Below are 20,552 nucleotides of genomic sequence, written 5' to 3'. Positions count from 1 at the left end.
ATGGGTCATTTTCGCTGTAGACTCCAATCTCTAATTAGAATTAACTTATCAAGTTAATTAACTAAACTAGGAGATACTAATGATTAAAGACAAGAAATCATTGAAGGGTTCAAAAACACCTTCAAGACGTAAGTTCTTCAAAGCAGCAGCAGCAACAGGTGCAGCAGCAGCAACAGCTGTGGCAATGCCAAATGTAGCTTTTGGTGCTCCATTAACTTTAAAGATGCAAGCAGCTTGGCCATCAGGCGCCAACATCTTTTTTGAAATGGCAGGAGATTATGCAAAAATGGTTAGCGACATGTCAGGAGGAGAATTAAAAATTGATCTTCAGCCTGTTGGAGCAATTGTAAAAACTTCAGAAATTGGACAAGCAGTAAGTTCAGGCGTAGTTGATATGGGTCACTGGGTGACTGCATATTGGTATGGTAAAAATGCTGCAGCTTCACTTTTTGGAACTGGTCCTTCATACGGAATGTCATCTCAAGAAGTAATGGGATGGATGGAGTATGGTGGAGGAAGAGCATTATACGAAGAAGCAGTAAAAAGTGTAGGATTTAATTATACTGGTTTCTTTCATATGCCAATGCCAGCTCAACCATTTGGTTGGTTTAAAAAGAATGTAACAAAAGTATCTGATGTTAAAGGTATGAAGTATAGAACAGTTGGTCTTGCGACTAACGTTTTAACTGCTATGGGAATGGTCGTAAGACAATTACCAGGTGGTGAAATCCAACCAGCTATGAAAACTGGTTTGATTGATGCTGCAGAGTTTAACAACCCTACATCAGACTCACAGTTTGGAATGCAAGATGTCTCTAAACACTATCACTTAGGAAGTTTCCACCAATCTCAGGAAATGTTTGAAATTCCTATGAATACTAAGAGACTAAACAGCCTTTCACCTGCTCATCAAGCTATTCTGAAGAATGCTGCTTACGCTGCAAACTCAGATAACTACTTCAAAGCGCTAGTTAGATATTCTACTGACTTAGCTAAATTGATGAATGAGCATAAGGTTAATGTTTACCAAACATCTGATGCTATCCTAGCAGAACAGTTAAAAGGTTGGGATAAAATCGTTGGTGAGTTCTCTGCTAAAGATGCTTTCTTCAAGAAAGTAGTAGACTCACAAAAAGCATACGCTAAGAGAACAATGAAGTATCTGTTGATGAATCAACCGAACTACAAATTAGCTTATGAAAATGAGTTTGGTCCAATCGGAAAAGTTAAAATCTAATTAACTTTAAATAAATTATAAAGAAGGGGGTTCAAACCCCCTTTTTTTTTACAGATTTTTTAATGAAATAAAGATAGGTTTATTTATTAATGAGAAATTTTATTAAATTTGCAGATACGCTAAGCACCTCTATGGGTAAAGCTTTTTCTTGGTGTATAGTAATTTTAATGGGTGGTACAGTTTATGAAGTCGTAATGGCTTACGCATTTAACAAGCCAACACTTTGGAATTTTGATTTTAGTATGCAAATGTATGGTGCAATACTTATGATGTCAGGTGCTTACTGTTTGGCTGAAGAAGCCCATGTAAGAGGAGATGTTATTTACAGATTATTTAGTGAAAGAAAACAAGCTTGGATTGACTTAATACTTTATTTTCTTTTCTTTTTTCCTGGTGTAATAGCTCTAGCATTTTATGGGTTTGAATATGCAGCACTAGCGTGGAAAATAAAAGAAACTAGCTGGAGTAGTCCAGCTCAAATCCAAATTTATATGGTTAAATCAATGATACCAGCAGCAGGTATTTTATTGATCATACAAGGAATTAGCGAAGTATGTAGATCAATTATTTGTATTCAAGAAGGAAAATGGCCAGCAAGAATGGTTGTTGCAGAAGAAACAGAAAAAGTTTTAATGAGACAAGCAGAAAGTGAGAATAAATAAAAATGTTTTTAAGTCTTACAAATCCTGAAGTAGCAATTTTTATGATGGGAATATTTTTGTTCGCAGTGCTTTTAGGTTTTCCAATAGCATTTACGTTAATGGCAATGGGAATTGGTTTTGGCTATTACGCATATTACGATGCAACAATGATGGAGCACATATTCGATAACAGAATATTTCAATTATTTGTTCAAAACACCTATACAGTTATGGATAATAATGTCCTAACAGCAGTACCATTGTTTTTATTTATGGGTTACCTAGTTGAAAGAGCTGGTATAGTTTCAAAATTATTTTTTGCTATAAGATTAGCAGCACATAGGCTTCCAGCATGTATGGCTGTGGCTGCATTAATAACTTGCACATTATTTTCTACCGCCACAGGAATTATAGGCGCTGTGGTAACGCTAATGGGGCTACTTGCTTGGCCTGCAATGGTGAAGGCAGGTTATGATAAAAAATTTGCATCAGGTGTGATTTGTGCAGGGGGATGCTTAGGTATCTTAATACCCCCAAGTATTATGTTAATTGTATATTCAGTAATAGCACAACTGTCACCACTAAGATTATTTGCTGCTGCAATTTTTCCAGGTCTTCTTTTAGCTAGTTTATATATTGGCTATGCAGTTTTTAGAGCATGGATGAATCCGGCAATTGCACCAAAACCTAAAGTAGAGGATATACCACCTCGAGCAGAAATCTTAAAAGAAGTATTAGTTTCTTTTGTACCACTTTTTGGACTAATTATGTTGGTGCTTGGAACCATTTTAGCTGGAATAGCAACACCCGCAGAAGCGGCTGCAGCAGGAGCTTTTGGAGCAATATTGTTATCGTGGTTTTATAAAACTTTAAAATGGCAAAACTTTAAAGAGTCTGTATTTTTAACAGCAAAAACTACGGCAATGATTATGTGGTTGTTTATTGGTTCTTGGACTTTTTCTTCAGTTTTTTCTTATCTAGGAGGACATGAGGTATTTGAACATTTCTTCACTTCAATCAATATAACCACTTGGCAATTTTTAATAATTACTCAAATAATAATTTTTCTTTTAGGTTGGCCATTAGAATGGACAGAAATTTTAATTATTTTTGTTCCAATATTTTTACCATTATTAGAAGTATTTAATGTTAACCCATATTTCTTTGCAATGCTGATTGCTCTGAATTTGCAAACATCTTTTTTAACACCTCCAATGGCAATGTCAGCTTACTATTTAAAAGGTGTTCAAAAAAATAATGTTGAATTAATGGATATTTTTAGGGGTATTATGCCATTCCTTGGCATTGTAATTTTTGCAATGTTTTTAATGTACATGTTCCCTGGAATTGCATTATGGTTACCTGAAACATTGTTTGCGAATTAAATAAGAAATGACAGATATTTTAGAGCTAAAAGTTGAAGACATCGTATCAAAAATAAAAGATGCTCAATTGACTTCGGTTGAGGTTTGCCAAAAATATATTGAAAGAATAAATAAATTTGAAAAAGATGTAAAAGCGTGGGTTCATTTAGATAAAAAACTATTACTTGAAAAAGCAGCTGAGGCTGATGAATATAGACGATCTGGTAAACCAACAGGACCACTACATGGAATTCCTGTTGCACTTAAAGATATTATTGGAACAATTGATATGCCAACTGAGTGTGGAACACCAATTAGAAAAGGTAAATCTTACTCACAAAATGCAGAAATAGTTGATTTACTTCTTTCTGCAGGGGCAATTGTCATGGGCAAAACAGCAACATCAGAACTTGCTTATCTTGGTCCTTCAAAGACTACAAATCCACATGATCATTCAAGAACACCAGGTGGTTCTTCTAGTGGATCAGCAGCTTCTGTTGGATCGTTTATGGCACCACTATCAATTGGTTCACAAACTGGAGGATCAGTAATAAGACCCGCATCTTATTGTGGTGTTGTTGGGTATAAACCAACATATGGATTAATTTCAAGAAATGGTGTTTTAAAAACATCAGATAAATTAGATCACATGGGAGTATTTGGAAGATCAGTTGAAGATGTTGCTCTACTTGCTAAAGTTTTAATTAGGAAAGATAATCACGACAAAGCAACAGTTCACTACTCAACGGAAAACATGTTGAGTGAAACAAAAAAAGGGCCTTTGTTTGAACCAAAGTTTATTTTTTATAAAACTGATTATTGGAAATTACTTGATAAAAAATCAAAAGATGCATTTGAATACTTCATAAAATCATTTAAAAAAAATATTGAAGTTTTCGATACACCTTCTTACTTTAAGAATATTCATAAATATCATCAAATAATTCATGAAACTGATTTGGCAAATAATTTTGGTTTGTATTTTAAGAAATATAAAAAAAAATTATCTAAATATATGCAAGATGCTATTTCAAAAGGTAATAAACATTCAGCCAAAGATTATGCTGAGGCAATTGATTTTATGAAAAGAAGCTATGATTCATATGAAGAAGTATTTGAGGATTATCATGGTGTTTTAACACCTTCTAGTCCTGGTGTTGCTCCAAAAGGTTTGAAAAGTACAGGCACAGCAGAATTTAATAAGGTCTGGTCTTATCTTGGTACACCTTGTATTTCACTTCCATTACTTCAGGGCGATGGTGGTATGCCTCTAGGAGTACAACTAGTGGGTGCTCGTTATGATGATCATAGGTTTTTAGGTGTTGCCAATTGGCTAGAAAAGGAATGTAATAAATAATATGCAAAAATTTACAACATTTCTGGGGTCTTTGCTTGCAGGTGCTTTTTTAATTGGGTTGGCAACAACGCTAACTCGATCTTCTATGATTGGTTTTTTTGATGTGCTGCCAGTTTATATTTTGATGGCTGTAGCTATCTTCATGATGCTGTACGAAGCTTTCTTTGATAAAAAATAACTACTAATAGAAAAAAGTTGTCTGATAAAAAAAAAAATTTTTTAGCTTTTTCACTTTTATTTATTCAGCCAATTTTCATGGCATCTAATTTGATTGTTGCAAGAGGTGGGGTTGAATATGTGCCGCCAATTTCATTAGCATTTTGGAGATGGACTGTGGTAGTTTTATTGCTTCTACCATTTACATTTTCTTTTTTAATAAAAAATTCCAAAATAATTAAAAAAGAATTTAAAAAACTTTTCTTTTTAGGTGCAATGGGATGTGGTGTTTGTGGAGCGTTTCCTTTTTTAGCAGGGGAAACAACTACGGTTACTAATATGGGAATTATTTATACTTCTTCACCCATATTTATTATTTTAATTTCAGCAATTTTTTTTAACGAAAAAGTTAATTTTATTAAAATTATTGGTTTAGTTTCTTGTTTATTAGGAGTTTTTGCAATCATTATCAAAGGTGATTTTAATTTATTATTAAATTTAAATTTTACAATTGGAGATCTATGGATGTTAGCTGCAGCCATTGGTTGGGCTCTTTATTCTGTCTACCTTTTTTATTGGAAATCTAAATTGCCTATTTTTCAAAGATTTACATTAGTAGCATTTTTTGGAGCAGTAAGTTTACTTCCATTTTATATAATTGAAGAAGCAGCTGTTCAAAGAACTTTATTTAATTCACAATTTTTTTTATGGGTTATATTTGCCGCAATATCTCCAGGAATAATTGCATTCACTCTTTATACTCAGGCTCAAAAAAGCCTAGGTGCGTCTTTAACTGGTTTTACGCTCTATATTTTTACAATTTATGCTGCAATTTATGGATTTATATTTTTTGATGAAAAATTGGAAACTTTTCATTATTTAGGCACAGTTTTAGTATTCTTTGGTGTTTATTTAGCTAAGAAAAATTATGAAACTAAAACGTAGGAATTTTTTTTTGGAATTAATTATTGGAATAATTATTGTTTACGCATCAGTGTTAATTCTTCTTTTTATTTTTCAGAGAAGCTTAATGTACCATCCTGATGAGAACAATTACTTTGGTGATAAGTTGGAAGTAGTCGTAGAAAAAGTGAAGATTGTAACTTCAGATAATATAGATTTATTAGGATGGTTTCACAAAAAAGATCTTAAAAAATTTAAGACAATTGTTTATTTTCATGGCAATGCTGGGAAACTTGAAAATAGAATTCACAAATTAAATCATTTTAAAGATATGGACATTAATTTTTTGATAATAGCTTGGAGGGGTTTTAGTGGTAATAAAGGAAAGCCTAATGAAAAAGGGCTTTATATAGATGCTAGAAGTACCATTCAGTGGCTCAAAAAATTAGGCTTAAAAGAAAAAGATATTATACTTTATGGAGAGTCTCTTGGAACTGGCGTTGCAACTGAGGTAGCACAAAGCAATAATTATGCTGGATTAGTACTTGAGACACCTTTTACATCAATGGTTGAAGCGGCAAAAAATTTTTATCCATATATTCCAGTGTCAATTTTGTTAAAGGATAAGTATGACAATCAAAAAAAGATCAAGAATATTAATATTCCAGTTTTAGTGATGCATGGTGAAGTTGATCAAATTGTTCCTTTTTGGATGGGCAAAAAAATTTATGAAATGGCTAATCAGCCAAAGTATTCTTATTTTACTAAATCTGACGATCATATGATGGAATATGATGAAAAGCTTTTATTCAAGCTAGAAAAATTTATCAAAAGTTTAAATTAAGCCACATTCTAAACAAACATAGCACAAATTCTTCTATTAAATATTATGTGTGAAGAAAACACTTTTAATACTTGTCATTTTTTTTTCTTTTAAAAACTTTGTTGCAGCAGAAGAAAATAAATTACTGATTGATAATTTATTCCATATAGATCAAATGAACTCACATAATGAAAATTTTGCTCTATATTTTAAGGCAAGAGAGAAGGCGATATTAGCAAGAGGAGAAAATAGTAATTATATAAATGATTTTCCCAAAGATCTTTATATGTATGATTATAAAACAAAAAGTTCATCTCCACTAATTTCTTATGAATGGTTTCCCAAAAGAGCAAAATATTTTCTTGAAGAATATGACTTTCCAGTATTTCCAGATGATTTTGCTTACTATCTTTTAAAAGATAACAAAACATTAGTAATGATAAGTGCTGTTAAAAGTCTAAATGCTAATTTTAAATTTGATATTAGTAAAAAAAAATTAGAACTTTATCCAAAAAATGGAAAATTTGATTTTATCATTTCATCAATAGCTAAAAATTGTGGACATGATAATTTTAAAGAAAATTATAAGTGTAGCTTCTATAAGCCTTTAATATCAAGTACTTTAATCAACTAATTTGAGTAAAAGCGTCAGCAAATTTTTCTGCATCAAAAATTTGTAGATCATCTTCTTTTTCTCCTAAGCCCAAGGCGATAATTGGAAGTTTATATTTTTTAGCAACTGCTAAAAGTATTCCTCCTTTTGCAGTACCATCTAATTTTGTCATTATAAGACCAGTGACAGGAATGATTTTATTAAATTCTTCAACTTGATTTATTACATTTTGCCCTGAAGTAGCGTCTAAAACTAAAATTACATCGTGAGGAGCTTCAGGATCTATCTTTTTTGTTACGTTTGCAATTTTTTTATATTCTTCCATCAAATTTTTTTTATTTTGTAATCTTCCAGCAGTATCAATTAAAACTTGATTAAAATTATTAGCAATTGCGTCTTCTATAGCCTTATAAGCAACAGATGCTGGATCTGCTCCCTGAGAAGATTTTGTTATCTCAACCTCTACTTTATTTGCCCAATTTTCTAATTGTTCAATAGCTGCTGCTCTAAATGTATCTGATGCAGCTAGCATAACTTTATTTCCATTTGCTTTTAATATTTTACTAATTTTTCCAATGGTTGTTGTTTTTCCAACTCCATTTACACCCGAAACTAGTGTGGCATTAATTTTTTCTTTTTTTTTAAAAAAAGTATTGTTCTCAAGTGGCTTCATCAAAGAAACTATATATTCTTTTAAAATTGTATTTATTTCCTCGGCAATATCTTTCTTTGGATCAATTTTACTATCTGAAATAATTTCCTTAATCTCAGATGCAGCTATAACGCCAACATCAGATTGAATTAAATATTCTTCGATTCTGTCTAAGGTTTTGTCATCTATTTCCTTTTTTACAACTATATCTCTTAGACCAGACGTAAAAGCAGATGCACTTTTTTTAAAACCAGATTTAAATTTATCAAAAATTCCCATCAAATATTAATCTCAATATTTTTTATATCTGAGACAGGTCCTTTCATGTGAATACTATTTTTCTCATCAATAGATATTGATAGTTTACCTAATGCGAACTCAATATCAGTTTTTTTATCTGTTAATCCATTAATATTTGCCGCTACTGCTGTAGCACATGCCGCTGTTCCACAAGCTTTTGTAAGTCCAGCCCCTCTCTCCCAAACCTTAACTCTAATTAATTTTTTACTCACAACTTTTGCAAGTGTAACATTACATTTCTCTGGAAAATATTCATGATTTTCTACTTCAGGGCCTATTTTTTTTAAGTCATAGTCTTCAATATTATCAACAAAAAAAACAATATGAGGATTTCCTACATTAACTGCAGTTCCACCTATATGTTCAATATTATCTTTGTTAATAATTTTAATATTCAGGTTTTTTGTATTTAAATCTTTATTTAATGGAATTTCATTCCAATTGGTTTTTGGAATACCAATTTCCGTTTCCACTAAATTGTCACCTAAAATTTGTGATTTTAATCTTCCTGAAGAAGTCCAAAGTATAATTTCTTTATCATCGTTTTCTTTTGATAAAAGATCAGCTACACATCTAGTCCCATTTCCACAAGCACCAGAAACGCTTCCATCTGAATTGTAGAACTCTAAGTTAGCATCTTTTCTGTCAGTTTTTTGAATAAAAATTAGTTGATCACATCCAATAAAACTCCGATCACATATTTTAATAATTTGATCTTTGTTTAGATTATAACTTTGATTTCTTTGATCAATGATCACAAAATCATTGCCCAAACCATCCATTTTAAATGCTTTAATATCCATATATAGATATTTAACTTATTTATTGACTTTTTGAACCTCTATTATAGGTTGTTGCCGTTTCCGCAAAAACATTAAATTTGTGGTGTCTTTGGAAACAAAGAGATCGACACTAGTCAGCGAGGCTTCGCCCACTAGTGCGATTACTGCTGTGCGTAATAATTATGTTTGAAAATTTAACAAATAAATTCGAAGAAATCTTTTCTTCTTTAAAAAAGGCTCCTTCACTTGATGAAGCTCAAGTAGATGAGGGTTTAAGAGGGATTAGACAGGCCTTATTAGAGGCTGATGTTACTCTTGAAGTTGCCAAAGAGTTTATTGAAAATGTTAAACCAAAAGTCCTAGGTCAAGAAATTATAAGATCAACCTCTCCTGGGGACATGGTTGTAAAAATTGTATATGATGAGTTAGTTAATCTATTAGGTGAGTCAAATACCGAGATAAATCTTAGTGCTGTTCCGCCTGTTCCCATGATGCTTGTGGGCCTTCAAGGTTCAGGAAAAACAACAACTACTGCAAAATTAGCTAAATATTTGGGAACTAACAAAAAGAAAAAAGTAATGATGGTTAGTCTCGATATTTATAGACCAGCTGCACAGGAGCAACTTAGATCACTCGGAGAACAAAATGATATTTTAACACTTCCTATAATTGAAGGTCAACAGCCAACAGATATTTGTCAAAGGGCAATTAGTGCAGCAAATCTAAATGGAGCTGAGATTATTTTATTTGATACTGCTGGTAGAACTCAAATTGATTTACAAATGATGAGTGAAATTAAGCAAATTGAAAGTGTAATAAATCCGACAGAAACATTCTTGGTCGCAGACTCATTAACAGGACAAGTAGCAGCATCTGTTGCAAAAGAATTTAAAAATACAGTAAATCTTTCTGGAATAATTTTAACAAGAGCAGATGGTGATGCAAGAGGTGGTGCAGCTGTTAGCATGAAATATGTTTCAGATGTTCCAATTAAATTTTTAGGTATAGGTGAAAAAATTGATAATCTTGAAGTATTTCATCCTGACAGAATAGCAAATAGAATTCTTGGAATGGGAGACATAGTATCTCTTGTAGAAAAAGCTGCACAGGATTTAGGTGAAGAAAATATTAAAAAAGCAGAAGAAAATTTAAAAAAAGGTCAATTTTCTATGCAAGATTATTTAACTCAGTTGAGACAAATGAAAAAAATGGGTGGTATTGAAGGAATAATGTCTTTCATGCCAGGAGTTTCAAAAATGAAATCTCAAATGGACTCAGCTGGAATTGATGAAAGTATTATTACCAAAAATGAAGCTATTATTTTGTCGATGACTAAAAGAGAAAGAGAGAACCCAAAACTTATTGATGGTTCTAGAAAAAAAAGAATTGCTAATGGCTCTGGCACAGATCCAGCCACTATCAATAAATTGCTTAAGCAATTTAAAATGATGTCTGAAATGATGAAGAAGATGTCTAAAGGAAATCTGAAAGGTATGTCTGATAAAGGAATACCGCCAGAGCTATTTAATCAATTAAAATAATAAAAAGGAGAACAAATGTTAAAACTAAGATTATCAAGAGGTGGAACAAAGAAACGACCTGTTTACAAAGTTGTTGTAGCAGATAGTCGTTTTGCAAGAGATGGAAGATTTATTGAGAAAGTGGGATTTTTCAACCCTCTTTTACCTAAAGAGAAAAAGGAGAGAGTTGGTCTTGAAGCTGAAAGAATTAAGTACTGGTTGGGTCAAGGTGCACAACCAACAACTAGAGTTGCAAGAATTTTAGGTGAAAATGAATTAATGCCAATGCCTGCAAATGGTAACAACCCGAAAAAGGCAGTTCCAAAAAAAGAAAGAAACAAAGAAGGTGAAGCAGCACCAGCAGCTGCACCGAAGACAGAAGTACCAGCAGCAGAGGCTCCTAAAGAAGAAGCTCCAGCAGCAGAAGCGGCACCAGCAGCAGAGGCTCCTAAAGAAGAAGCTCCAGCAGCAGAAGCGGCACCAGCAGCAGAGGCTCCTAAAGAAGAACAAAAATAATTTAAAAGATTATTTATGTGGCAAGCTCAAGTGTTTACACTTTATCCAGAAGTTTTTCCTGGGCCTTTATCAAAAGGCCTATACGGAAAAGCTTTATCTAAAAAGTTATGGGATTTAAATATTGTAAACATTAGAGATGCAGCTGAAGATAAGCATAAAACAGTTGATGACACTCCGTATGGTGGAGGTTCTGGAATGCTTTTAAAAGCAGATATCTTAGCAAAATCTTTAGATCAAAATAAAATTGAAGGTGGAAGAATAATTTACTTATCACCTAAAGGTAAAAAATTTGATCAAAATTATGCTCAAGAATTATCAAATGATAAATCAACATCATTCATTTGTGGTCATTTTGAAGGAGTTGATGAAAGAGTGTTATCTACTAGAAATATAGAGGAAATAAGTATTGGAGATTATATTTTATCAGGAGGCGAAACAGCAGCATTTGTTGTCATTGATAGTATATTAAGACTTTTGCCTGGTGTTTTAGGTAATGAAAACTCTAAAACAGATGAAAGTTTTGAAAATGGGTTATTAGAGTATCCACAGTACACAAAACCTCAAATTTGGGAGGAAAAAGCTGTTCCTGAGGTCTTATTATCTGGTGATCACAGTAAAATTAAAGACTGGCGTTTATCTCAATCTGAGGCTATAACACGCGACCGAAGACCAGATTTATGGCAAAAATATAAGAAGAATTAACTTGATAAATATTGATATGAAAACAATTGAAGAAATAAACCAACATAACGTTAAAAAAATACTATCAGAGAAAAAAATTCCAGATTTTTATCCAGGAGACGTTGTAAAAGTTGGTGTTAGAATTACAGAAGGTAAAAAAGAGAGAATTCAATATTTTGAAGGTGTTTGTATTGCTAAAAAAAGTAGAGATTTAAATTCATCTTTTACAGTTAGAAAAATTTCATTTGGAGAAGGTGTTGAAAGAACATTCCCATTATATGGAACACTAATAGATTCAATAAAAGTAATAAGATCAGGAAAAGTAAGAAGAGCTAAATTATATTATCTAAGAGACAGAACAGGTAAATCAGCAAGGATTGCAGAAAAGATAAGAAAAAAAATTGGAATTGATGTTGATGTAAAGCCAGAAACTGTAACTGAAGAAAATTTAGCGCCTGTAGCAGAGGCTCCTAAAGAAGTGGCACCAGCAGCAGAGGCTCCTAAAGAAGAAGCTCCAGCGACTGAAGTTGTTAAAGAAGAACAAAAATCAGAAAGCCCTTCAGAAAAAAAATAATTTTTTTTTCAATGTCCACTACTCTTTACGATAAAATTTGGAACGATCACTTAGTTGATCAACAAGAGGATGGTACAGCATTACTTTTTGTTGATAGACATTTAGTTCATGAAGTTACTAGCCCACAAGCATTTGAAGGTTTAAGAAATTCAAATAGAAAAGTTAGACATCCTAATTTGACATTAGCTGTAGCTGATCACAATGTGCCTACAACAGATAGAACAAAAGGAATAGCCGATGCAGAGTCTAAAATACAAGTAGACACTCTAGAAGCTAATTGCAAAGAATTTGGAGTTCAACTTTTTGGGATGGCTGATAAACGACAAGGGATAGTTCATATAATTGGACCTGAACAAGGTTTTACTCAGCCAGGAACAGTGATAGTTTGTGGTGATAGTCACACTGCAACACATGGTGCCTTTGGCTCTTTAGCATTTGGGATTGGGACATCTGAGGTTGAACATGTTTTGGCAACACAAACATTAGTTCAAAAAAAAGCAAAAAATTTTAGAATAAATGTTAATGGTCAATTACCTCTAGGCGTAACTTCAAAAGATGTAATACTTCAAATTATTGGAAAGATTGGAACAGCTGGTGGAACAGGTTCTGTTATAGAATATGCCGGTGATTTAATTAGATCTTTAAGCGTTGAGCAAAGAATGACTATTTGTAATATGACAATAGAAGGTGGAGCAAGAGCGGGCTTAATAGCACCAGATGAAAAAATATTTAATTACTTAAAAGGAAAACCTATGTCTCCAAAAGGAAATAATTGGGAAAAAGCTTTAAACTATTGGAACACACTTAAAACTGATGCAGATGCAAGTTTTGATCAAGAGCTGAATTTAAATGCAGATGAAATTTTACCAATGATTACTTGGGGAACTTCTCCTCAAGATGTAATTACTATAGATGGTAAAGTTCCTAGCCCTCAAAATGAAAGCGATGAGGATAAAAAGAACTCTATTGAAAGAGCTTTAAAATACATGGGCTTAAAACCAGATATGGCAGCTAAAGATATTAAAATAGATAAAGTGTTTATTGGAAGCTGTACTAATGGCAGAATAGAAGACTTAAGAGAAGCAGCTAAAATTTTAAAAGATAAAAAAATATCATCACATGTGAATGCAATGGTTGTTCCAGGTTCTGGCTTAGTAAAAGAGCAAGCAGAACAAGAAGGTTTGGATAAAATATTCGTAAATTCTGGTTTCGAATGGAGAGAGCCAGGATGTTCAATGTGTTTAGCAATGAATGCTGATAAATTAAAACCTGAGGAAAGATGTGCTTCTACGTCGAACAGAAATTTTGAAGGACGACAAGGAAGAGGTGGTAGAACACACTTAGTAAGTCCTGGTATGGCAGCTGCAGCAGCAATATCTGGAAATCTAGATGATGTAAGAAAGTATCAAAACTAATGCAAAAATTTAATACATTAAAAAGCGTACCTGCATATTTACCTATAGTAAATATTGATACAGACATGATCATTCCAAAACAATTTTTAAAAACAATAAAAAGAACTGGACTTGGAAAAAATTTATTTTTTGAAATGAGATATGACGATCAAGGCAAAGAAATTAATGATTTTGTTTTAAATCAAAGTCCATACAATGGTTCAAAAATTTTAATTGCTGGTAAAAATTTTGGATGTGGCTCTTCTAGAGAGCACGCACCTTGGGCATTATTAGACTTTGGGATAACATGTGTAATTAGTTCTAGTTATGCAGATATTTTTTATAGCAATTGTTTTAAAAATGGAATTTTGCCTATAATTTTAGAAGAAGAAAAAATTAAAGAGCTATCAGAATATGCAAATAGAAAAGAAGAAATTTCAGTTGATTTGAATGATGAAAAAATTGTTTATGGAAATAATGAAATTAAATTTGATATAGATCCATTTAAGAAAAAGTGTTTGCTAGAGGGATTAGATGATATTGCTCTATCTCTTAAAAAGTCAGACAAAATTGAAAATTTTGAAACAGATCTAAAAAACAAAAAACCATGGATTTTTAATGATTAAAGTAAAAAAAAGAAAAATACTTTTATTGCCAGGTGATGGTATTGGGCCTGAAGTCATTGGCGAAGTAAAAAAAATTATTAATTGGTTCAATGATAATAAATCATTAGATTTCGAAATAGATGTGGATCTTGCTGGAGGTTGTTCTTATGATAAACATGGTACACCTATAACGGACGAAGTATTTTATAAAGCTTTAGAAAGTGAAGTGGTTATGCTTGGTGCTGTTGGAGGTCCTAAATGGGATAATTTAGAATTTTCAAAAAAACCTGAAAGAGCATTATTAAAACTTAGAAAAGAATTAAAGTTATTCGCTAATTTAAGACCTGCTATTTGTTTTGAACAATTAGTTGATGCATCAACATTAAAGCCAGAAATTGTATCAGGCTTAGACATAATGATAGTAAGAGAATTGACGGGCGGAATATATTTTGGTGAGCCAAGAGGTATTAAGCCAATTGATAATGGTGAAAGAAAAGGAATTAACACCCATACATACACAACTAGTGAAATTACCAGAGTAGCAAGAGTTGCTTTTGATTTAGCTAAAAAAAGATCAAATAAAGTAACATCATGTGAAAAATCAAATGTAATGGAGGCAGGACAGCTTTGGAAAGAAGAGGTTCAAGAACTTCACGATAAAGAGTACAAGGATGTAGAATTAAGTCATATGCTTGCTGACAATTGTGCAATGCAGCTTTTAAGAAACCCAAAACAGTTTGATGTGATAGTAACTGACAATCTATTTGGTGATATGTTATCTGATCAAGCTTCAATGCTTACAGGGTCTTTAGGACTTCTACCATCTGCATCATTGGGGGCAAAAAATAAAGATGGTGAAATGAGAGCTATGTATGAACCTATTCATGGATCAGCACCAGATATTGCGGGCAAAGGAATAGCCAATCCGATTGCATCGATATTAAGTTTTGCAATGGCTCTTAGATATTCATTAGATCTTGATAATGAAGCAAACGCTTTAGAAAAAGCAGTTCAAGACGTATTAAATGATGGTCTTAGAACAAAAGATATTCTATCAGAAGGTATGAAAGAAACGTCAACCTCTGAGATGGGTGATGCGATAATTTCAAAATTGCAATAATCTTAGAATTATTCTAAGCTTAAATTATGCCAAGTTATACTGCACCAGTAGAAGATATGCTATTTCTTTTTGAAAAATTAAGAAATAACAAAAATTACAATGATTTAAAAAAATATGATGAAGTTGGTTTAGATTTAGTAAAAGATATTTTAGAAGAAGCAGCAAAAATTAATCAAAATTTAATCTTACCGTTAGCAAAGATAGGAGATGAAAATCCTGCTGTTTTAGAAAACGGAGTAGTGAGAACACCTCCAGGCTACAAAGAAGCTTACCAAAAATATATTGAAGATGGTTGGACATCATTATCTTGTGATCCAAAATATGGTGGTCAAGGTATGCCTAAAACAGTAAGTGGATTTTTTGATGAAATGCTTTCGTCAGCAAGCCTCTCATTTAAATTATATAGCGAATTAAGTATTGGTGCCTACAATTGTATTAATCACCATGCTCCTGAAGAAATTAAGGAGAAATACTTACCAAAAATGGTTGAAGGAAAATGGAGTGGCACAATGTGTTTAACAGAGCCAGTATGTGGAACAGATTTAGGGTTATTAAAGACAAAAGCTAGTCATCAAACTGATGGTACTTATAAAATAAGTGGTCAAAAAATTTTTATCACATCAGGTGATCACGATTTAACAGAAAATATAATTCATTTAGTTTTAGCTAGATCAACAGATTCACCAGCAGGAACAAAAGGTATAAGTTTATTTTTAGTTCCAAAATTTATTGTAAATGAAGATGGAACAGTAGGACAAAGAAATGGAATATCCACAGGATCTATTGAAAGTAAAATGGGCATTAAAGGTTCCGCAACATGTGTTTTGAATTTTGATGAAGCAACTGGTTACATGATTGGGTCAAAAGACAAGGGCTTGAATGCCATGTTTACTATGATGAATTTAGAGAGAATTGTTGTTGGTATTCAAGGCTTGGGTATTTCTGAAATAGCATATCAAAATTCTCTGGCTTACGCTAAAGAGAGAAAACAAGGCAAAACTAATAATACAAAATCAACAAATGGTGCAGATTTTATAATTGAACATGCGGATATAAGAAAATCATTGTTAAACATGAAGTCAATAATCGAAGGAGAAAGAGCCCTTTGTTTTTGGCTTTCACAACAAACAGAAGTTAGTCTTTATCATCCAGACGATAAAATAAAACAGGAGGCTTCTGATTATGTTTCGTTAATGACCCCTGTTGTTAAATCACTATTTACTGATCTGGCAATGGAAATAACTAATGATGCTATGCAAATTCATGGAGGATATGGATACACAAAAGATCAAGGAATTGAACAATTATATAGAGACAATAGAATTACGCCAATTTATGAAGGAACAAATTCAGTTCAGGCAGCTGATTTAGTTTTTAGAAAACTTTCAAATAAAAATGGAAATATAATTCAAAAATTTCTAGACTTGATTAAAAGTGAAAGTGATAGCAAGAATGAAAAAGTGAAGTCATATTCCAAGGAATTAAATTATTACTTAGATATTTTGTATAAATTTACAGGCTGGATTGAAGATAAATCTAAAATTGAAAAAGATGATGTTAGTGCTGCTGCAAATGATTATTTAAAAACACTTGGTTATGTATCAATAGCATACTCTTGGATTAAGGTATTAGAAGTAAGTTTTACTGATTATGAAACTAATAAAGAATTTTATGAAGATAAAATAAATACAGCAAAATTTTATTTTGATAAAGTGTTACCAAGAGCTGAATTTCATTATAAGTCTGCAATATCTGGAAGTTCAAATATAATGAATTTTAAATTCAATTAATTATGAGTAGTTACGATGTAAATTTAGACAAGAACAAAGCTAATCATATTCCTCTTTCTCCATTAACTTTTTTAGAAAGAGCTAAAGATGTTTATCCCAATTATGAAGCAATAGTTTATGAAGATAGAAAGTATACTTGGTCAGAAGTTTATAAGAGGTCAGTAAAATTTGCTAGCGCATTATCAAAAATTGGAATTAGTAAAGGAGATACAGTTTCATTTTTAGCGTTTAATACTCCTGAAATTTTTGAGGCACATTATTCAGTTCCAATGACTGGTGGAGTACTAAACACAATTAATGTTAGATTGGATGCAAACACTATTGCCTATATATTAGACCATAGTGAAGCCAAAGTATTAGTTGTGGACAGACAACTTCATGTAGAAGTTAAAAAAGCTTTAAGCATGATAGATAAAAAAATTATTATTATTGATATAAATGACAAATATGCAGATCAATCAAAGTTGGAAAAGATTGGTGAATATGAATATGAAGATTTTTTAGATACTGGTGATGAAAATTATGATTGGAAAATGCCAGAGGATGAATGGCAGGCTATTTCCTTAAGTTACACTTCAGGAACAACAGGTAATCCAAAAGGAGTTGTTTATCATCATAGAGGTGCGTATTTGATGTCTACTGGAAGTTCAGTTGCATGGAATATGCCAAATAGACTTAATTTTCTAACTATAGTACCAATGTTTCACTGTAATGGCTGGTGTTATCCTTGGACCATTCCAATGTTAAATGGAAGAACTGTTTGTTTAAGAAATATAGATGTTAAAAAAATTTTTGAATTAATAGAAAAATATAAAGTAACTCATTTTGGTGGTGCACCAATTATACTTAATATGATCACAGGAGCCCCAGAGAGTGATCGAAAAAAATTAAATCACAAAGTTCATGTATTAACTGCAGGAGCTCCTCCACCCAGTATCATTTTTAAGAAAATGAATGATTTAGGATTTGAAGTAATGCATGTTTACGGTTTAACGGAAACGTATGGCCATGTTACGCAATGTGCTTGGAATGATGAATGGAACAATTTTGATGAAGATAAGCAGAATGAAATTAAAGCACGACAAGGCGTTAGATACCCAAATACTGAAGGGGTTACAGTTATGGATCCTGAAACAATGAAGCAAGTTCCACATGATGGAAAAACTATTGGTGAAATTATGATCAGAGGAAATATTGTAATGAAGGGATATTTCAAAGATAAAGATGCAACAGATAAAGCGATGGCTGGAGGCTGGTTTCATACAGGTGATTTAGCTGTTATGCATCCTGATGGATACGTTAAGATACAGGATAGATCTAAAGATATAATTATTTCTGGAGGAGAAAACATATCATCTATTGAAATTGAAAATACACTTGCAAAACATCCATCTGTTTCCATTGCAGCGGTAGTTGCTAAACCAGATGATAAATGGGGTGAAGTTCCTTGTGCATTTATAGAAATGGTTAAAGACAAACTAGTTACGGAAAAGGAATTAATAGATTTTTGTAAAGAAACTTTAGCTGGATTTAAAGTTCCCAAAAAAGTTGTTTTCTGTGAACTTCCAAAAACATCAACAGGAAAAATTCAGAAATTTGAATTAAGAAAGCAATTCTAGGAAATTATTTGATATTCGAGATAGAAAATAAAAGTATTTATGCGTCAGATGCTGGTCAAGAATTAGATCATAAAAAAGAAACTATTATTTTTCTTCACGGTAGTGGTCTTTCTCATATAATTTGGTCTTTAGTTGAACAATTTTTTGCAAATAGAAATTTCAATGTTTTATCCGTTGATCTTCCTGGACATGGTAATTCTGCGGGGCCCTGTCTTCACACAATAGAAGAAATCGCAGACTGGTTAGAAAAAGTATTTATTAAATTGGAATTAAAACAAGTTATTTTAATTGGTCATTCTCAGGGGTGTTTGGAAATGCTTGAATACTCAAATAAATATAAGAGCAGAATAAACAAGTTAGTATTTGTTGGTGGCTCTTATAAAATGCCAGTAAATCAAGACTTAATAGACCTAGCTCAAAACGGAGACTCAGATGCTGTTAAATTAATGATGAAATGGGGTTACGAAGGGTCAAAAAAATTTATAGGTGGAAATCCTATAAAAAGAATAATCCAATCTCCGAAAGATATTAGTAGAATATTAGGAGTAGATCTTGTTGCTTGCAACAATTACAGCAATGGTTCAAATGCGGCAAAAACAATTGATTGTCCCACCATGCTTGTTTTGGGCTCCTTAGATAAAATGGTTAACATAGAAGTAGGAAAAAAATTTGCAAATATGATTAATAATTCTACAACTCACATTATTGATGAATGTGGACATATGATTATGATTGAAAAAGCTTTTGAAATGCGGGAAAAAGTCTTAGAATTTTTACAAAAATGAAACAGTATTCAATTGCAAAATCCAGGAGACTTAGAAGTACTCCATACACTTCAAGAATAGAGAAACAAGGTGTAACTGCTTATACTGTTTATAATCATATGCTTTTACCTGCAGCATTTGGATCTATCGAAGACTCATATGAACATTTAAAAAAAGATGTTCAAGTTTGGGATGTTGCAGCTGAACGACAAGTTGAAATTCAAGGAAAAGATTCTGCAAAACTAGTTCAATTGATGACATGTAGAGATTTATCAAAATCTAAAATAGGAAGATGTTATTATTGTCCAATTATTGATGTTTCAGGAAATTTAGTAAATGATCCTGTAATCTTAAAGTTAGCAGAAGATAAATGGTGGATATCAATTGCTGACTCAGATGTGATTTTTTTTGCAAAAGGTTTGGCATCTGGATATAAATTTGATGTCAAAATTATTGAACCAGTTGTTGATATTATTGCTGTTCAAGGTCCTAAATCTTTTGATTTAATGGAGAAAGTATTTGGAAAAATAATTAAAGAACTAAAATTTTTTGGTTTTAGTTATTTTGATTTTGAAGGAGTAAAGCATTTAATTGCTAGATCTGGATGGTCTAAGCAGGGAGGATTTGAAGTTTATGTTCAAGATACTCAATCAGGACAGAGATTGTATGATCACCTGTTTGAGATAGGAAAAGAATTTAATGTTAAACCAGGTTGCCCAAATTTAATTGAAAGAATTGAAAGTGGATTGCTTTCGTATGGAAATGATTTTGACAATAATGATAATCCATTCGAATGTGGTTTTGATCAATACGTTTCATTAGATAATGAAATAAATTTTTTAGGAAAAGAAAATCTTAAAAAAGTTAAACTAAATGGAATTAAAAAAAAACTTATGGGAATTAAATTTGAAGCTAAAGAGGTCAGCTTATCAGGATCATTAGACTTAAAAGATGAAAATAATAACATTATTGGAGAATTAAGATCAGCATGTTATTCACCACATTTCGAAAAAGTAATTGGCATCGCAATGATTAAAAAGCCTTACTGGGAAGTGTCTCTAAGTGTGAAAGCTGAGATAAACGGCAATATTTGTACTGGAAACGTTTGCGATTTACCTTTCATTTAGTATAAACTTTAACA

At 32.0% G+C, this 20,552-nt stretch carries 21 protein-coding genes; 19 read left to right on the top strand and 2 right to left on the bottom strand.

Features of this window, described 5'->3' with window-relative positions; translation table 11 throughout:
- The first annotated feature begins 79 nt into the window (after nucleotides 1-79).
- From ACIJYH_RS06565 to ACIJYH_RS06530, 8 genes are all read left to right on the top strand, one after another.
- Nucleotides 80-1,237 (top strand): TRAP transporter substrate-binding protein, encoded by a 1,158-nt coding sequence (locus tag ACIJYH_RS06565; protein WP_435088219.1) that lies wholly within the window; start codon nucleotides 80-82, stop codon nucleotides 1,235-1,237.
- 89 nt (nucleotides 1,238-1,326) lie between these two features.
- On the top strand, nucleotides 1,327-1,899 hold the full coding sequence (locus ACIJYH_RS06560) for a TRAP transporter small permease subunit (RefSeq protein WP_435162791.1): 573 nt from the start codon (nucleotides 1,327-1,329) through the stop codon (nucleotides 1,897-1,899).
- A gap of 2 nt (nucleotides 1,900-1,901) precedes the next feature.
- Nucleotides 1,902-3,263, top strand: coding sequence for a TRAP transporter large permease (locus ACIJYH_RS06555; protein ID WP_435162789.1), 1,362 nt, complete (start codon nucleotides 1,902-1,904; stop codon nucleotides 3,261-3,263).
- A gap of 7 nt (nucleotides 3,264-3,270) precedes the next feature.
- Nucleotides 3,271-4,599 (top strand): amidase, encoded by a 1,329-nt coding sequence (locus ACIJYH_RS06550; protein WP_435088213.1) that lies wholly within the window; start codon nucleotides 3,271-3,273, stop codon nucleotides 4,597-4,599.
- A 1-nt stretch (nucleotide 4,600) separates the two neighbouring features.
- Entirely contained in the window at nucleotides 4,601-4,777 is a 177-nt protein-coding gene (locus ACIJYH_RS06545; RefSeq protein ID WP_435088211.1) for a hypothetical protein, read from the top strand.
- 17 nt (nucleotides 4,778-4,794) lie between these two features.
- Nucleotides 4,795-5,700, top strand: coding sequence for a DMT family transporter (locus ACIJYH_RS06540; protein WP_435162787.1), 906 nt, complete (start codon nucleotides 4,795-4,797; stop codon nucleotides 5,698-5,700).
- Entirely contained in the window at nucleotides 5,684-6,502 is an 819-nt protein-coding gene (locus ACIJYH_RS06535; RefSeq protein WP_435162785.1) for an alpha/beta hydrolase, read from the top strand. Before ACIJYH_RS06540 ends, ACIJYH_RS06535 begins: the two co-directional genes overlap by 17 nt.
- A gap of 49 nt (nucleotides 6,503-6,551) precedes the next feature.
- Entirely contained in the window at nucleotides 6,552-7,115 is a 564-nt protein-coding gene (locus tag ACIJYH_RS06530) for a hypothetical protein (RefSeq protein ID WP_435162783.1), read from the top strand.
- Here ACIJYH_RS06530 and ftsY read toward each other — a convergent pair.
- Together ftsY and dapF are read right to left on the bottom strand one after the other, a co-directional pair.
- Entirely contained in the window at nucleotides 7,108-8,025 is a 918-nt protein-coding gene (gene ftsY / locus ACIJYH_RS06525) for a signal recognition particle-docking protein FtsY (RefSeq protein WP_435162782.1), read from the bottom strand. The genes ACIJYH_RS06530 and ftsY overlap by 8 nt on opposite strands.
- Complete coding sequence (dapF, locus tag ACIJYH_RS06520; protein ID WP_435162781.1) at nucleotides 8,025-8,849, bottom strand: diaminopimelate epimerase; 825 nt, start codon at nucleotides 8,847-8,849, stop codon at nucleotides 8,025-8,027. Before dapF ends, ftsY begins: the two co-directional genes overlap by 1 nt.
- A gap of 161 nt (nucleotides 8,850-9,010) precedes the next feature.
- Here dapF and ffh point away from each other — a divergent pair, with 161 nt between their 5' ends.
- The 11 genes from ffh to ACIJYH_RS06465 are packed head-to-tail and all read left to right on the top strand — an operon-like array spanning nucleotide 9,011 to nucleotide 20,538.
- Nucleotides 9,011-10,369, top strand: a complete 1,359-nt coding sequence (gene ffh, locus ACIJYH_RS06515) for a signal recognition particle protein (protein WP_435162780.1) — start codon at nucleotides 9,011-9,013, stop codon at nucleotides 10,367-10,369.
- A gap of 15 nt (nucleotides 10,370-10,384) precedes the next feature.
- Nucleotides 10,385-10,864: a 30S ribosomal protein S16 gene (gene rpsP / locus ACIJYH_RS06510; RefSeq protein WP_435162779.1), complete on the top strand. Its 480-nt coding sequence runs from the start codon at nucleotides 10,385-10,387 to the stop codon at nucleotides 10,862-10,864.
- A 15-nt stretch (nucleotides 10,865-10,879) separates the two neighbouring features.
- A complete protein-coding gene (gene trmD / locus ACIJYH_RS06505) occupies nucleotides 10,880-11,566 on the top strand; it encodes a tRNA (guanosine(37)-N1)-methyltransferase TrmD (RefSeq protein WP_435088196.1) in 687 nt (228 codons plus the stop codon).
- 16 nt (nucleotides 11,567-11,582) lie between these two features.
- On the top strand, nucleotides 11,583-12,119 hold the full coding sequence (rplS, locus tag ACIJYH_RS06500) for a 50S ribosomal protein L19 (RefSeq protein WP_435162778.1): 537 nt from the start codon (nucleotides 11,583-11,585) through the stop codon (nucleotides 12,117-12,119).
- An 11-nt stretch (nucleotides 12,120-12,130) separates the two neighbouring features.
- Nucleotides 12,131-13,534 (top strand): 3-isopropylmalate dehydratase large subunit, encoded by a 1,404-nt coding sequence (leuC, locus tag ACIJYH_RS06495; RefSeq protein WP_435162777.1) that lies wholly within the window; start codon nucleotides 12,131-12,133, stop codon nucleotides 13,532-13,534.
- Nucleotides 13,534-14,139 (top strand): 3-isopropylmalate dehydratase small subunit, encoded by a 606-nt coding sequence (gene leuD, locus ACIJYH_RS06490; RefSeq protein WP_435162776.1) that lies wholly within the window; start codon nucleotides 13,534-13,536, stop codon nucleotides 14,137-14,139. Before leuC ends, leuD begins: the two co-directional genes overlap by 1 nt.
- Complete coding sequence (leuB, locus tag ACIJYH_RS06485) at nucleotides 14,132-15,238, top strand: 3-isopropylmalate dehydrogenase (RefSeq protein ID WP_435162775.1); 1,107 nt, start codon at nucleotides 14,132-14,134, stop codon at nucleotides 15,236-15,238. The genes leuD and leuB overlap by 8 nt, the downstream gene beginning before the upstream one ends.
- 26 nt (nucleotides 15,239-15,264) lie before the next feature.
- Entirely contained in the window at nucleotides 15,265-17,028 is a 1,764-nt protein-coding gene (locus tag ACIJYH_RS06480; RefSeq protein ID WP_435162773.1) for an acyl-CoA dehydrogenase family protein, read from the top strand.
- A gap of 2 nt (nucleotides 17,029-17,030) precedes the next feature.
- Nucleotides 17,031-18,647 carry an acyl-CoA synthetase gene (locus ACIJYH_RS06475; protein ID WP_435162771.1) on the top strand — a complete coding sequence of 539 codons (1,617 nt, stop codon included), beginning with the start codon at nucleotides 17,031-17,033 and terminating at the stop codon, nucleotides 18,645-18,647.
- An 8-nt stretch (nucleotides 18,648-18,655) separates the two neighbouring features.
- Nucleotides 18,656-19,432, top strand: a complete 777-nt coding sequence (locus tag ACIJYH_RS06470; protein WP_435088182.1) for an alpha/beta fold hydrolase — start codon at nucleotides 18,656-18,658, stop codon at nucleotides 19,430-19,432.
- Entirely contained in the window at nucleotides 19,429-20,538 is a 1,110-nt protein-coding gene (locus ACIJYH_RS06465) for a dimethylsulfoniopropionate demethylase (protein WP_435162770.1), read from the top strand. The genes ACIJYH_RS06470 and ACIJYH_RS06465 overlap by 4 nt, the downstream gene beginning before the upstream one ends.
- Nucleotides 20,539-20,552 lie beyond the last annotated feature (14 nt).

This window comes from Candidatus Pelagibacter bacterium nBUS_25 (assembly GCF_051200975.1).
Taxonomy (GTDB): Bacteria; Pseudomonadota; Alphaproteobacteria; order Pelagibacterales; family Pelagibacteraceae; genus Pelagibacter.
Note: the sequence above shows the minus strand (reverse complement) of the source record. Positions and strands in the feature narration are given on the sequence as shown.